Below are 14901 nucleotides of genomic sequence, written 5' to 3'. Positions count from 1 at the left end.
GGCATCACGGGTTTTTGCTGGCTACTGTATTTGGCTTGCCACTTGTGCCCTGTGGGTATTCACTCCAGGCCGCCGCCATGCCGAACAGATGTAACGTTTTGAGCTGGAGCGCGCGATCAATGGACATGGCAAACGCTCCGTAAGCTATCATAGCGACTGCAATCGGCGACAGGCTCCAAGGTCAATGCCGGCGTCGATGCCGGGGTGTCGTCCAGTGCTTTGGGCTTGGCCGCTTCGGTTAACCGGCGCATTTCATTCAGGACGATGGCGGCGCTGATGACACCGGTCTGCAAGGTCAAATCACAAGCCACTTCCAAGGCATCCAATCCGTTATCGCCCAGACCTTTCGCCATCAGCAGTAGGTCGACAAAGGCGCGGTCACCCTGATCCTGCTTGAGAATACGATCCCGCACCACCTTGATCGCAACCGGCAAGTCCCAAGTCTGAAAGGGTGCGCCATGCCTCAGTGCGCCAGGCTTTTTCTCCAACACCGGCAGATAATGCCAAGGATCGCAGATCAAATGATCGCGTCCGAAGCGGCGGTGATGTTCGGCAATCATCGCGCCGTCGGCGACGATACGGACATGGTCGGCGGTTAAACGCACGGACACCACGCTATTGGCCCACTGCGCCGGCACGCTGTAGCGGTTGCGGTCTATGCGGATCAAACAAAGTGGCGAAACACGCTTCATTTCTTCCACGTAACCATCGAAGGCGGCCTTGACCGGCATTAACAAGGGCTGTTCTTCAGCGAAACATTCGGCGATGCTGCGTGAGGTCTGTTCAGGATGGGGGCGTCCCGCCAACTCGCAGCAGCGCTTCGCCAGCCAGACGTTAAGGGCGGCGAAATCCGTGAATTTCGCCATCGGCGTAAACAGCCACTCCCGAATGTTCCCGACCTGATTCTCTACCTGGCCTTTTTCCCAACCGGACTCCGGCGTGCAAGCCACAGGCTCAAACAGATAGTGGTTGGCCAGCGCCATGAAACGCCGATTAAAGCGCCGCTCCTTGCCAGCATAGATCGCATCGACCACCGTTTTCAGGTTGTCGTATACCATGCGCTTCGGCACCCCGCCAAAGTAAGCGAAGGCTTGACGGTGCGCATCCAGCACCATTTCCTGCGTTTCCCGTGGATAGGCCATCACGAACATCTGACGACTGTAGGTTAAGCGGAAGTGGGCGACCTTAATGGTCTGAACCACGCCGCCCAGTTCAACGGTTTCATGGCTCCAGTCGAACTGGCAGGTCTCGCCTGCTGGAAAGGCCAGGGGGACAAAAGCTTGCTTGATGGTGGGATGGGGAGATCGTTTCTTCTTCCAACCCTTAACGTAGCGCTGCACCGCCGTGTAACTGCCTTGGTAGCCCTCAACTTGCAGACATTCATACAGGCGTTGCGCGGTGCGTCGTTGTTTTCGCGGCAAATCCGCTTCTTGCTCCAGCCAGGCATGTAACTGCTGATGGAACGAACCCAGCATGGGGTGGGGTTGATGTTGGCGCTGATACGCCGGCGTTTCGACCGTCTTTAAATGTTTACGGATGGTGGGGCGGGATAGCTTAAAGGCGATAGCCAGTGAACTGATAGTCTCTTTCTCGACTAGATGACGCCGTCTGATTTCGGCAATAACGTCCATTTGTAACACTCCAGGATTCTCCGGCAAAAAACCGGACATTGAACAACCTGGGGTGGAAACTTTTCAACGCTCTTTTCCCCAGGACCCTGGAAAGTTTTGCACGCCGTTTAGCAAATAAAAACCAGGGTATTGATTTTTGATGCCAATACCGCCGCTCCAATTCTAATTTTTCGATGGTCCGTGTATCTTGTAACGATTCTGAATATTTTGCTTGTAGAGCAAATTTAGGCTGCTGGTGATTACCAGTAGTCACCAGAAAATCTGACGTCATAATCTGCGTTACACCTTGGTAAGCTGGATGCGAAATTATTGCGTCCATAGCTAATGCCTGGGTATCTTCCAAGCGCAAAGGAAACTGCTCCCGAATGTCTTCCGTTTCCGGATGCCACTCCAGCAATAAAAACACTGCTAGTTCGAGGTCGGAAAGAAGGTGATGCGTACGCTGAGTTTTGTGGCCGAAAATACGGTGAGAACGCCCCTCGGACGACACATCCCTAACGGTCAACCAAGGCTTATAGTCTTTACCGCTACCAGCGCCTCGCCCATCTTTTATCCATTTCTGAATGGTTATCTCTGAATTTGAATTATTTCTTCTCACCATAAAAAAGCCGCTCAACCTAGACCCAGGAACAAGTCTAGACTCAGCGGCTCCAGTATTCAACTTTATTACTCAGTTTCCTACTTTATTACTTAATATCCAACTTTATTACTCTCTCACAGGAATTGTAGGAAAGCAATAAAGTTTCATACTGAAACCACGTGAAAGCCTTATCTAACGGCGCCATAAATCGGCGCTTAAAAAATGAAATATCATACTGACTCAGTTAAAACACCTTTCGGCTAAGAAAAATTGAGTAATAAAGTATCACACTGATCCGAATAGCACTTAGACGGCATGGCAATCGACTATTGCATTTCATACCGCCCCGGAGCTCCTATAGTCAACGATGCATATTCAGATACCAAACTGCTGATGACACCGATGATGAAGTTGGCTGTGCCAATGCTGCCTGGGCATTCCAACTTATCGCTCCCGCAAACTTTCTCCCACATGTTCGATCAGTGGGCTTAGGAAATATTCAATCACCCTACGCTGCCCGGTCTTGACTTCCACCGTCACCGCCATGCCCGGCGTCAGATTGACAGTCTTGTTTTCGACGGCCATGGTCGTGCGCGGCAGTTTGACTCGGGAAGAGTAAATCAAACCGCGCTTATCGTCGTTGATGGCGTCGCTGGACACATGCGTCACTTCGCCGTGCAAGGTGCCGTATTTGGTGTAAGGAAAGGTTTCGATTTTAATTTCGGCTTCCTGGCCGGGATTCACAAAGCCAATGTCTTTGTTTTCGACGAAGGCTTCGATTTCCATCGCTTGGTCGGCCGGGACTACGATCAATAGCGGTTGCGCCGGGGTGACGACGCCGCCGACGGTGTGAATCGCCAGTTGCTGGACGATGCCGTCCACCGGTGCGGTTAGGGTCAGCAGTTGGCCGCGCTGACGGGCCTTGATGCCTGCCTGGGTGTAGGTTTCGATTTTCTGCTCGCTGTCGTGCAGCCTATCCAATGCCGTGCGGCGAGCGGCGGCTAACAGTTCGCTTTGTTGTTTGCCGGCTTCCTGAATCGCCGCGCTGAGTTCCTGTTGCTTTTCCCGTTGCGTGGCCAGTTCGCCTTCCTGTTCTATCCTGGCCTGTTCGCGTTCCAGGTAGTTGTGGCTGGAGACGAATTTCTTGGCTTGTAGTTGCTGGTAATCCTCGGCCAAGCGGCGGGCAATCGGTGCGGACTGCGCCAGTTTAGCCACAGTGGCCTGCACCGAACGCAAAGCGGCCTGACGGCTGGATTTATCCGCTTCCAGGCGTTCCAGTTTACTGGTCAGTTCCTGCCATTCGCCGTCCAGCAGACGTTGTTCGTGTTGGACTTGCTCAGAAGGCATCGCGTCCGGCGCCTGGAGTTGCGGCTTTTGCGGTTTACCGTTTTGCAGGGTTTGCAAGCTCTGCAAAAAGGCGCTGTCCCTAGCCGCCGTCAGTTGCGCGGTGCGTAAATCGTTAGCGATGCTGGCGGTATCGGCATCGGCGGCGGTCGCATCCAGTTCGATCAGCACATCGCCAGCCTTAACCGCTTGACCGTCGTTGACGTGGATGGCTTTGACCGTGGCGGTTTCCAGCGGCTGAATCGTCTTGACCCTGTCGTTGGGGACGATCTTGCCCTGGGCAGTCGCAACGATGTCGATCCGGCCGAAACCGGCCCACAACACCGCTAGCAACGCAAAGCTGATTAGTAACCAGATTGCTAAGCGCGGTGCCGGTGAAACCGGGGTTTCCTGCAAAGCCAGTGCGGCGGGCAGAAAAGCACTTTCGTGCGCCAAACGAGGAACGCTATCCAGTTCAGCCCGACGAGCCCAGGCGTGCCGAAAGGCTTGTCGGTAGCGGTGTAACAGTTCTAGGCTTGCTTGAAGTTTCAACATCGTATTATCCCATCTGCAGCCGATGCAGCCGGCTGTAATGGCCCAACTCGTGGGTCAACAATTCACTATGACTGCCGGCCTCAACGACCTGGCCGCGCTCCATGACGATAATACGGTTGGCATCGCGTACCGCGCTCAAGCGGTGGGCGATGATAATGACGGTTCTACCTTGGCAGATGGCTTTCATATTGTTCTGAATGATGCGTTCGGATTCGTAATCCAGTGCACTGGTGGCTTCGTCGAAGATCAGGATGCGCGGATTGCTGATCAAGGCCCTGGCAATCGCGATGCGCTGGCGTTGGCCGCCGGATAGGGTCGAGCCGTGCTCGCCGACCATGGTGTCGTAGGCTTCCGGCAGTTCCAGGATAAAGTCGTGGGCGCCGGCTAGTTTGGCGGCAGCAATAATTTGCGGTAAGGGTGCGCCGGGATCGGTCAAGGCAATGTTGTCGCGAATACTGCGATTGAACAACACGTTTTCCTGCAACACCACGCCGATCTGCCGGCGCAGGGACGAAACGTCGGCCAAGGCCAAATCCATGCCGTCCACCAGCACCCGCCCGCGTTCGGGGACATAGAGGCGTTGCAGCAACTTGGTCAGTGTGCTCTTGCCGGAACCGGAACGGCCGACGATGCCGATCACTTCGCCGGCGGCGATGTCCAGACTGATGCCTTTCAGCACTTCCGAGCCGTCCGGGTTATAGCGGAACACCACTTGGTCGAACTCGATTTTGCCTTGAATCGGCGGCAGGCTGCTCTTGTTGCCTGCCGTTTCGCCACGGCTATTGAGGATGTCACCCAGGCGCTGCATCGAAATGCCGGTCTGCTGAAAGTCGGTCCACAGCTGCGACAAACGCATCACCGGTTGCGCCACATGGCCGGCCAGCATATTAAAGGCGATCAACTGACCGACGCTGAGTTCGCCATCAATGACCAGACGGGCGCCCAGCCACATGGTGGCGACGGTAACCAGTTTACCGATCAACGTGACGCCGGCATTGGCGAACAGGCCAACGCTGGCGGTACGAAACCCGGCCGAAACATAACCGGCCAATTGCTTGTCCCAATGCCGGGTCAGTTGCGGCTCCACCGCCATGGCCTTGACGGTACCGATGCCGGAAATCGCCTCGACTAAAAATGCCTGATTCTCGGCGCCGCGATTGAATTTTTCGTGCAAGCGACCGCGTAATAGTGGGGTATACAATACCGACAGTAAGACATAACACGGTAAAGACACCAAGACGATCAAGGTCAGGTCCACGCTGTAATAGGCCATCACCGCCAGAAACACCACCGAGAACAACAAGTCCAACACCACCGTCACCGCATTGCCGGTCAGAAAGGCCCGAATGTTTTCCAATTCGCGCACCCGCGCCACCGAGTCGCCAACCCGCCGCGCTTCGAAGTAAGCCATCGGTAGATTTAACAGATGCCGAAACAGCCTGGCTCCCAGTTCGACATCGATACGGCTGGTGGTATGGGCAAACACATAACCGCGCAAGCCGGTCAGCAACACTTCGAACAAGGTCACCACCAACAGGCCGATGGCGATCACGTCCAAGGTGGTAAAACCTCTATGCACCAGGACCTTGTCCATCACCACCTGAAAGAACAAAGGCGTGACCAGGGCAAACAACTGCAAGACCAGACTGACCAACAATACTTCCAACAACAGTTTGCGGTATTTGACGATGGCAGGGATAAACCAGGTGAAATCGAACTTGCCCAGTTCGGCCGCCAGCGAGGCGCGCGAGGTGAATAAGATCAATGCGCCGGACCAACGCTCGGCGAAAGTCTCTAACGGCATTTGTTCCGGGCGGGCCGCAGCTGGGTCGTGAATCAACACTTGGCCGTTATCGACGCGGGCCAGGACGAAAAATGTTCCATCGCCACTAATCGCCACGGCCGGTAGCGGTGTCTTATCCAAGCGGGCTACTGTGGTTTTGACCCGTTTGGCCTGCAAGCCCAGTGTTTTGGCGGCCAGCAGAATATCGTCACAACCCAATAGCTGGCCGCTGGGCCGAAACTGGTGAGCCAATTGATCGGGATCGATGGCGACGCCGTGCAGGCGGGCCAGCATCGCCAGGCAAGCCAAGCCGGTGTCGAGGGGCGCGGCGGGGGCAGCACTAGCGGGAGAGGGGGAAGAATTGGTCATTGCACGCAAAAACAGCTTGAAAGAAAAATGAGAGTAAAAATATTAAATGGGTAGGGACCCGGAGCACCAAACCAAGGCCAAAGCCGCATCGAATCAGACTCGCCAATTCGCGCCGCTTTGGCCTTTAGCCGGTACCTCGAAAGGTCCTTTAATGCCAGTTAGCCGCAATCACCGGTGCCAGTGCCGTCTGGTAATTAGTCGGCAAAGTGGTTTGATCGGCGGCCGGCGGCGCGAACGCGGCCATCGCCGACACCAGGTTTTCCACTTGGCTATCCAGTAGGGTCAACGCACCGTCGGTGGTTTTGAACTGCTCGACGTGGTTGGCGGTGCCGGTATACCAGTCCTTCATCACTAATTTATCGGAGGTACCAATAACGCTCGCTTCCAGATTGTTGCCGACATGCTGGAACCAGAGCTGGTCGGCGGTGATACCGGACAGAAATTGCGCGATGTCGGTGTTACCCGCCGTTGCATCGTTCTCGACCACGGTGTCGGCACCGTAGCCCCGACCCAAGACATAGGTATCGTTGCCGGTGCCGCCGGTCAGCGTATCCACGCCTGCACCGCCATCCAGGGTATCGTTACCCGCCGCAGCGGATAAGCTGTTGACGGCGCTGTTGCCCTTCAGCACGTTGTTCAAGGCATTGCCCGTGCCATTGATGGCAGTTGAGCCGGTCAAGGTCAGGTTTTCAAGGTTCGTGCCCAAGGTGTATGTAATACCGGTTTCTACGGTGTCGGTGCCTTCATTGGCATTCTCGGTGAGAACGTCGGTTGAAACATCGACAACAAAGGTGTCGTCGCCTGTTCCCCCCAGCATTTTGTCAGCACCGCCTTTGCCATCGAGCCTATCATTACCCGCACCGCCTGTTAGCGTATTGACAGCGCTATTCCCGGTTAACACATTATTGAGGGTATTGCCGGTGCCATTGATGGCTGTGGTGCCTGTCAACAACAGGTTCTCCAGATTGGCTCCTAACGTGTAGGTAATGCCGGTTTCCACGGTATCGCTGCCTTCATTGGTATTCTCAGTGATAACATCGGTTGAGACATCGACGACGTAAGTGTCATCGCCTAATCCGCCTAACATCTTATCTGCACCGGCCTTACCATCGAGCCGATCATTACCGGCACCGCCGGTAAGCGTATTCACCGCGCTATTACCCGTCAGAACGTTATCCAGGCCGTTACCGGTCCCGTTGATAGCAGTAGTGCCCGTTAAGGTAAGATCTTCAACATTAGCACCCAGCGAATAGGTAACGCTAGACTGAACCTTATCGGCGCCTTCATTAACATTTTCCGTGACAATATCTAGGGTGTTATCGACTACATAGATGTCATTACCCATACCGCCAATCAGTGTATCCGCTCCAGTACCTCCGGAAAGCGTATTCGCTGAGCTGTTACCGGTGATAACATTGTTGAGCGTATTGCCTGTGCCGTTGATGGCTGCAGTACCGGTCAGCACCAAATTTTCGACATTGGTGCCTAACGTGTAGGTAATACCGGTCTCAACGGTGTCGGTACCTTCGTTAGCATTCTCGGTGATTACATCGGTTGAGATGTCGACAACGTACGTATCGTTGCCTGTACCGCCTAACATCTTATCTGCACCGGCTTTGCCGTCAAGCCGGTCATTGCCCGCACCACCTGTCAGTGTGTTTACAGCACTATTGCCGGTAAGAACATTATTCAAGGCATTCCCGGTACCGTTGATGGCAGTAGTACCTGTAAGGGTGAGGTTTTCCACATTAGCGGTTAATGTGTATGTAGCAGTCGACTCTACACTGTCTAGACCCTCGTTAAGGTTTTCGGTGATTACATCAGCCGAGCTATCGACAATGTAAATATCATCCCCCGTCCCGCCTATCATCGTATCGTTACCCGCATTGCCAATAAGTCGGTCGTTGCCACCGAGACCAGTCAAGGTGTTGGCTACACTGTTGCCTATCAGCACGTTGTCAAGTTCGTTGCCCGTGCCATTCACAACGGCGTTGCCAGTCAATGTCAAATTTTCTACGTTGGCACTTAGGGTCCAAGTGATAGAACTTTGAACTAAATCAATTCCTTCGTTAAAGTCCTCAGTCGTATAGTCGGATAGGCTGTCAACCACATAGCTATCATTGCCCATACCACCGTAAAGACCATCATTGCCCGCTCCCCCGTCAAGGACATCGTTGCCCTCATATCCGAATAAATAGTCATTGCCGCCTAAGCCGTACAACGAATCGTTGCCTGTGCCCCCATAGCCGCTTTCGTTTGATTGAGTACCGGTAATCATCAGATCTTGGTAAAAGGTCACAATGTCGAACGTATCTGATCCCTTCAGTCCCGCAGTATCTTGTGCCGTGACCCGCACGCTCACCGTACCGGTCCCAATTGGCCGACCCGAAAAATATGTGCCATAAAAATGCAACCAACTGGGCAAAGGGCTTCCGTCGGACAAAGTTGCCCCCAACACCAGGGAACTTGACGGATCAAGGTCATCGGCAAACGTATTTGAGGGCACAAAATAGTCGAAAGGCCTTCCCTCGACCAAGCTCAAGTCTGGCAATGGCGTTGCCACGACTGGTGCTTGGTTGTTCAACTTGGCATTAATAGTAGTCAAGTTCCAGACCGTGTTCGTTGGGTAATTCTTAAACCTGATCTGCTCTATCGAGAATGGCGTAACGCCATCGTTATCAAAATAATGTTGAATAGTAAGCGTATCGGAGGTCCCTGCTAACGAAAGAATCAAGTCATTGTCAATGCGGCTAACGCCGACTTCAGATGGCAATATGCCCGATGAAAACTCAACTGCATCTATTTTTCCGACAGTCAGGTCATAACTGTTAATTGTGTCCTGACCAAAGCCTCTGTCGAAATAGTATGTATCGCTTCCCGCACCGCCCATCAAAACATCGTTAGCACCTCCCCCAGTTAAAGAATCGTTACCAGCGCCGCCTATCAAGACATCATTCCCGTCACCACCTATTAAAATGTCATCACCAGCACCGCCATCCAAGGTATTGGCGGCGCTATTACCAGTAAGTGTATTGCCCAGCGAATTGCCATATCCATCTATATCTGCTGCTCCAGTCAAAGTGAGAATTTCAAGATTACTTCCCAAAGTAAAACCCACACTTGTTTCAACAGCGTCTGACCATCCTTGATTTTCATATTCGATCACACTGTCGTTTATATCATCGACGACGTAAAGGTCATTTCCTATACCACCCCGCATTTCATCGGCACCTGTTCCGCCGTTCAGAACGTCAGCCCCGGCACCGCCGTAGAGCTTATCATTACCTCCTTCTCCCATTAAACGACCAGCGTTGGAAGAATTCTGCAATGCGACACTTAGAATATTATTTTGAGCGTTACCCCTCAGCGTAGCATTGTTGGCATAACCCGCCAATGTGAAAGATTCGACGTTATCCATCATCAAATCAGCGATGTTGATTTCGCTACCCGAGTCTGGCGCAAAAGTCCAAAACCTTACATCATCACTACCCTCGTTTGCGGCTTCAATAACGCGGTCGTTCAAACTAATCACATAGGTGTCGTTACCGACACCGCCAACTAATGTGTTCGACGCTGCATTCTGTGAGCCGTCCAGAAAATTGGCTAGAACGTTACCTACGCCGCTAATGGCATCGGCTCCGACCAGCACCAATCGGTTGGATGTGCTCGTCGGTACAGGCTGACCGGTGTTGACGTTGACTGCTGGCTGAGCCAAGCTGTAATCGATAGAACTACGGATTTCGTAAGCTACGCCGACAATTTTGTCGCCTATGTTATCGATATATACGATAGGTGCATCATTACCTTTTACAATGACCGTATCGGCACCCGCTCTTCCATCAAACACATCACCCTGAACCCCATAGCCACCAGAAGTCAAAATATTATCCAAGCCATTGCCATAGGCATAAACGGTATAAATCGAGTGGCTATTGTTGCCATCGTATAAACTCAGATTTTCGACATTGTCGAATAGAGTGCCGCCGCCCGGATTTACCCAGGTATCGATCCCCCCATCCGCATATTCCACTATGTTTTCAACCGTGAAATAAGTGTCATCCCCAAGGCCACCTTGACCAGTATCATAACCGCCGTTTCCTTCAATAATATTGTTGCCGCTATTCCCTATTAGGGTATTATTAAGGGCATTGCCCATAGCACCAATATTTAGAAAGCCCGTTAATGTGAGATTTTCTATATTGTTAGACAAGGCAAATGTTCGTGAGGCCAGAACAGTATCCGTTCCCGAATCCGCTGCTTCGATTATGGTGTCTAACTCGTTGTCAACGATGAACACATCATCCGCCGAAGTGCCCACCATATCGTTCCGCACACCGACTTGAATATGTGCGCTGATATCTGCTGCTGTCCATACAGCACCTAAACCACCGTCAAACTCGATACGTTCAATCGAATAATCCGATGAGGTCAAATCATTGAATTGGATTTGTGTACTTGACCCATCGATCACCAGCGCTATGCGAGTAGAGCCGTATTGATCTTTCATCCGATGCAAAGTCACGTGCTCGGGCAGGATACCGGCATCAAGCCGTAACACATCTTCGCTGGAACCGTTTAGGTATGCTGTTTCATAAATTCCATCATAGCCATCGCCTCGACCAAACAAATAAATATCGTTCCCCAAGCCACCACTCAGGATGTCATTGCCGGTGCCGCCTCGAATAGTATCATTCCCCTCTTCAGCATAAATTGTGTCATCGCCTACGCCGCCATTTAGCACGTCATCGCCACTGAGGCCTATGCCGGTTCCATTGCCAAATAGCGTATCGTTGCCATCCCCACCGCTCAGAATGTTGTTACCGACGCCCCCCTTAAGCGTGTCGTTACCTAAATAGCCAAGCAGAACATCATTACCAGAGCCACCTTGGAGTAAGTCATTGCCGGCACCACCGTATAAGCGCCCGCCGTTGTCGTCCAGCCCCAGGGAAACGGCAGTAGTGAGGGTGTTGCCGATCATGGCCTCAAGATCAATGATCGCGTTATTGGCAAATTTTAAGTTGTAATGGGTGCCATAAAACGCATTGATCAGGTTTAGCGTGTCGCCGTTATCCAGCTTCACGGCCACGCTTGAATTGCCGGTTTTGCTGAGTGCGCCAGTTGCGGCCAGCCCGTTCGCACTTAACAATTCGATGGTATCGCTGCCTTGGTTGTCAAAGATTACGTCCTCCGCAGTAACATCCAGGTAGGTGTCGTCACCGGCGCCGCCATTGAAGTAATCCGCACCTGCACCACCGCTGAGCGTATCGTTGCCGTCCCCGCCTCCCAGTTTATCGTCACCATCCCCACCTAATAGCCTGTCATTGCCGGCTTCGCCAAACAGAAAATCGTCTTCCGTGCCGCCGTCGAGCAGGTCTTGGCCGTCTCCTCCAACCAGTTCATCTTTCCCCGCACGGCCATACAGCGTATCGTCACCGGCCCCGCCCGAAAGGCCGCCGTCAAACAGCACGTTGCCATTCAGGATGCTAAGGTCATCGCCATCTCCGCCGTCAAGGTAATCATCTCCATCGTCACCCTGCAAATAATCCATGCCGGCTCCCCCCAAAAGGGTGTCGTTGCCGGCGCCGCCGACCAACTGGTCATTGCCTGCCATTCCGTTGATGCGATCAGTGGTATTGGTACCAAAAATGATGTCATCCTGATCGGTGCCATCCAAATCAAAACCACGTGCCAACAGTTGGTCGATGCTGAGCGTGGTGCCGTCGGCGAATTCGAAGCTGCTGACCGCTGAGCTGTTAAAGACGTCGGTCTGATCGAAGTTTTCGATGTGCACGGCGTTGCCGTTGCCCAGGTCAAGCATCAGCGAACCCAAGCGCAATTTAACATCGCTCGAATTCACACCGTTGCCGAAGATGATTTTGCTGTTTTTCTCGGAATCGCTGTCGATGATGTGGTCGATACCGTCGCCAGCATTGATGATGTAGGTATCGAAACCCGCGCCGCCGTATAGATCATCGTTACCAGTGCCGCCAATCAGGGTATCGTCGCCACCGTTGCCGTAGAGTTTGTCGTCACCCGCGCCGCCGTCCAAATAATCGTTGCCGTGATATTGCAAGGCCAAATCACTTTCCGAATCGTCGCCCCACAAATTATCGTTATCGGCACCGCCGAGCAAAATATCGTCATTGCCGTTACCGAACAGTACGTCGTTACCCGCGCCGCCGTCCAGAAAGTCCTTACCATGCAGCGATGCGGAGGTCGTCGAATAAAATCCTGGGGTTATTATGCCGTCACCCTGAATAAAGTCTTTGCCGCTGCCGCCATCGATAATATCGTTACCACCGTTGCCGGTTAGCGTATCATTTTCCGTGCCACCGTCCAGATAGTCGTCCCCATGACCACCGACAATGCGGTCGTCTCCACCGTCGCCAAATACGACATCCGGCGCATTATCCAGCGCCAATGATCCGCCGCCACTAATGACATAAGTATTATTTCCGTTATCGTAAATTCCCCAGGTGCTGCCTTGAGTCTGCACCGTTTTGCCGGCGGGCGCTTGCCAGACATCGTTAGGGCCGGTGCGTTGCGGCGCATTTAAGCCGGTGGCGCTGAGGATTTCGTCGTTGCCGGTACCTCCGTGGATGGTGTCGGAACCCACCCCACCGCCGATCAAGTCGTCACCCGCGCCGCCGTCGATCTGATCGTTGCCGCCCCGCCCATCCAGAGCGTCGTTGCCGCCCAGGCCGTTGATGACATCTTTGTCGTTAACCGCATACTGGTCGCCATAAATCACATCGTTGAAATCTTGTTCGACAACGCCGCCGGTCAGCGTACCGTCAGCCGCCCAGGAGGTCGCGCCCCAATCGTACTTCAGCGAACCCGAGGAGCCCACGATGAGTGCTCTTTGGTCACCGGTGTAGGTAAAGGCACTAGTCGGTGCTGTGATGTTGCCTAGCGTAATCCCTAGGTCACCATCCGTCCAATTTTTAACTTGTATCTGATCACCCAGTTTATTGATAAACAACGTATTGCTACCATCCGCTTGGATTTTGAGACTGTAGGTGATGTCGTTGGTCTCGTCCTGCCATAAGGTGTTGCTCAATTTTTTCCATTTGGCAAGATCGAGGGTATCTGTATTCGAGCCTTTCAGTTCTAAGTTGTCCCATTGGATTTTGCCTAAGCCGTCGCTATCCGAGATAGTGTCGAAGCCATCACCCTGCTTGAAGATATAGATATCATTACCCTTACCACCTATTAACTTATCGTTACCCTTGCTGCCTTCAAGAAAATCGATACCTTCGCCGCCGACCAGGGTATCACTCCCATCGCCTCCATCCAGAACATCGCTACCTGCCCCTCCTTCAAGGTAATCGTTTCCGCCATTGCCCTTAAGGCCATCGTCACCGCCGCCGCCATAGATGTGATCATCCAAGTTTCCGCCTTCGGGCAACAGCGTACTGGTATCATCCCCGAAAATAATCTGTTGCACATCGCCCAGACCGACCACATTGATTTCTTTGCCGCTGGTCATATCGAGGAAATGTTTCGATGAATTCATGCCCATTGAATTTATCGAAATAGATTGGGTGTCCGATGCGTAGGACGCGCCTAACCAACTCAACATGGAAAGCCGATCTTGTACCCATTTATAGGAATAAGTGGCTTCGCCATTACTGATTTGCTCAGGTGTCAGTGTTTTGTCAAACTCCCACTGGGCGGCAATCCCCGCATGTATGGTATTGAGGAACTGCTCTGCTTCTGGCGTGTTTGCTTTGATCGCGAAAGGGGTGAGGTAAGCCAAACTCAAAAAGGAGCCAAAATCGGTCCATACGTCGGCTGTTTTAAGAGGGATAGAGACTATGTCGACCATTTCGACATTTCCGGCGAGCGGGTTCGCTTTGAAGTCATTCCATAGCGTATTAATTAAGGTATTGACACCTTCTTTCGTGGTTACTGCCTGAGTGCCAACGCCAAATAGCAATTGATGAAGTGAATTTATAGTGTTGGATACCTCAGGAATACGTCCGTCTAGTAATGTTGAAACGCCAGAATTTTCGATTAGTTTTAATGCTTTATCTGGAGTAATTGTGCTGTCAATTTCCCTTAATAGCAATAATGTTGGCATCATTGCCGGATTTTTATTAAAACTATCCTTAAAAATTGTTGTTTGATAGTTATCCCATTTCAAACTATTTATACCTCCAAAAGAGGTGATATTATCTGTAGTCCATTTTAATAACGCGGCATTTTCTTGGTCAATGATGATTCCGGTGTAAGTAGAATACAATGAAGCCACTAAACTCACTGTTGATAAACCAATAAGCAAAGGCAATCCAGCAGGGCCCAAGGACGTACTGGCAAAAGCTCCTATAGCAGATAGGTCGCCAATAACTGCAACAACTTTATCACTAGTAATACCAATATCATTCTGAGTATTTGTCAAATCATTGACATTTTTTATTAACCCTAAGATGTCAATTCCAGGGATGTTTGAAACACCAGGAATATCTGTTATTAAAGTTAGCAGATTTGTGGTTATTTTTCCAATGGCTAGCGCGGCACCAGCTGCATCAGTGGTCTTCCCATCGGCTATATAGTTACTATAGTTAACACCGCCGCCGAAAACATCCCCAGGAGTGCCAAACGTTTTAAAAAGTATCTCGGCTGCCTTTATGTAATCATCAGTTGTAGCTACGCTCATT

General features: G+C 52.1%; 6 protein-coding genes. All 6 read right to left on the bottom strand.

Features of this window, described 5'->3' with window-relative positions; genetic code table 11:
• Positions 1–4: 4 nt before the first annotated feature.
• Positions 5–127, bottom strand: coding sequence for a hypothetical protein (locus JWZ98_RS23325; RefSeq protein ID WP_275899109.1), 123 nt, complete (start codon positions 125–127; stop codon positions 5–7).
• On the bottom strand, positions 117–1631 hold the full coding sequence (gene istA / locus JWZ98_RS00110; protein WP_205452444.1) for an IS21 family transposase: 1515 nt from the start codon (positions 1629–1631) through the stop codon (positions 117–119). The genes JWZ98_RS23325 and istA overlap by 11 nt, the downstream gene beginning before the upstream one ends.
• Positions 1555–2232, bottom strand: a complete 678-nt coding sequence (locus JWZ98_RS00105) for a TnsA endonuclease N-terminal domain-containing protein (RefSeq protein ID WP_205452443.1) — start codon at positions 2230–2232, stop codon at positions 1555–1557. Before JWZ98_RS00105 ends, istA begins: the two co-directional genes overlap by 77 nt.
• 423 nt (positions 2233–2655) lie before the next feature.
• Positions 2656–4089 (bottom strand): HlyD family type I secretion periplasmic adaptor subunit, encoded by a 1434-nt coding sequence (locus JWZ98_RS00100; RefSeq protein ID WP_205452442.1) that lies wholly within the window; start codon positions 4087–4089, stop codon positions 2656–2658.
• Positions 4090–4093: 4 nt separating this feature from the next.
• A complete protein-coding gene (locus JWZ98_RS00095; protein ID WP_205452440.1) occupies positions 4094–6241 on the bottom strand; it encodes a type I secretion system permease/ATPase in 2148 nt (715 codons plus the stop codon).
• Positions 6242–6389: 148 nt separating this feature from the next.
• Complete coding sequence (locus JWZ98_RS23320; protein ID WP_205452438.1) at positions 6390–14900, bottom strand: calcium-binding protein; 8511 nt, start codon at positions 14898–14900, stop codon at positions 6390–6392.
• Position 14901 lies beyond the last annotated feature (1 nt).

Origin of the sequence: Methylomonas sp. EFPC1 (genome assembly GCF_016925515.1) — a bacterium.
GTDB classification, from domain to species: domain Bacteria; phylum Pseudomonadota; class Gammaproteobacteria; order Methylococcales; family Methylomonadaceae; genus Methylomonas; species Methylomonas defluvii.
The sequence above is the reverse complement of the archived record's forward strand: the minus strand, read 5'-3'. Positions and strand labels throughout refer to the sequence as shown.

Coding starts and splice junctions, on each gene's coding strand:
- JWZ98_RS23325 (WP_275899109.1), bottom strand. CDS start 127: ATGTCCATTGATCGCGCGCTCCAGCTCAAAACGTTACATCTGTTCGGC.
- istA (WP_205452444.1), bottom strand. CDS start 1,631: ATGGACGTTATTGCCGAAATCAGACGGCGTCATCTAGTCGAGAAAGAG.
- JWZ98_RS00105 (WP_205452443.1), bottom strand. CDS start 2,232: ATGGTGAGAAGAAATAATTCAAATTCAGAGATAACCATTCAGAAATGG.
- JWZ98_RS00100 (WP_205452442.1), bottom strand. CDS start 4,089: ATGTTGAAACTTCAAGCAAGCCTAGAACTGTTACACCGCTACCGACAA.
- JWZ98_RS00095 (WP_205452440.1), bottom strand. CDS start 6,241: ATGACCAATTCTTCCCCCTCTCCCGCTAGTGCTGCCCCCGCCGCGCCC.
- JWZ98_RS23320 (WP_205452438.1), bottom strand. CDS start 14,900: ATGAGCGTAGCTACAACTGATGATTACATAAAGGCAGCCGAGATACTT.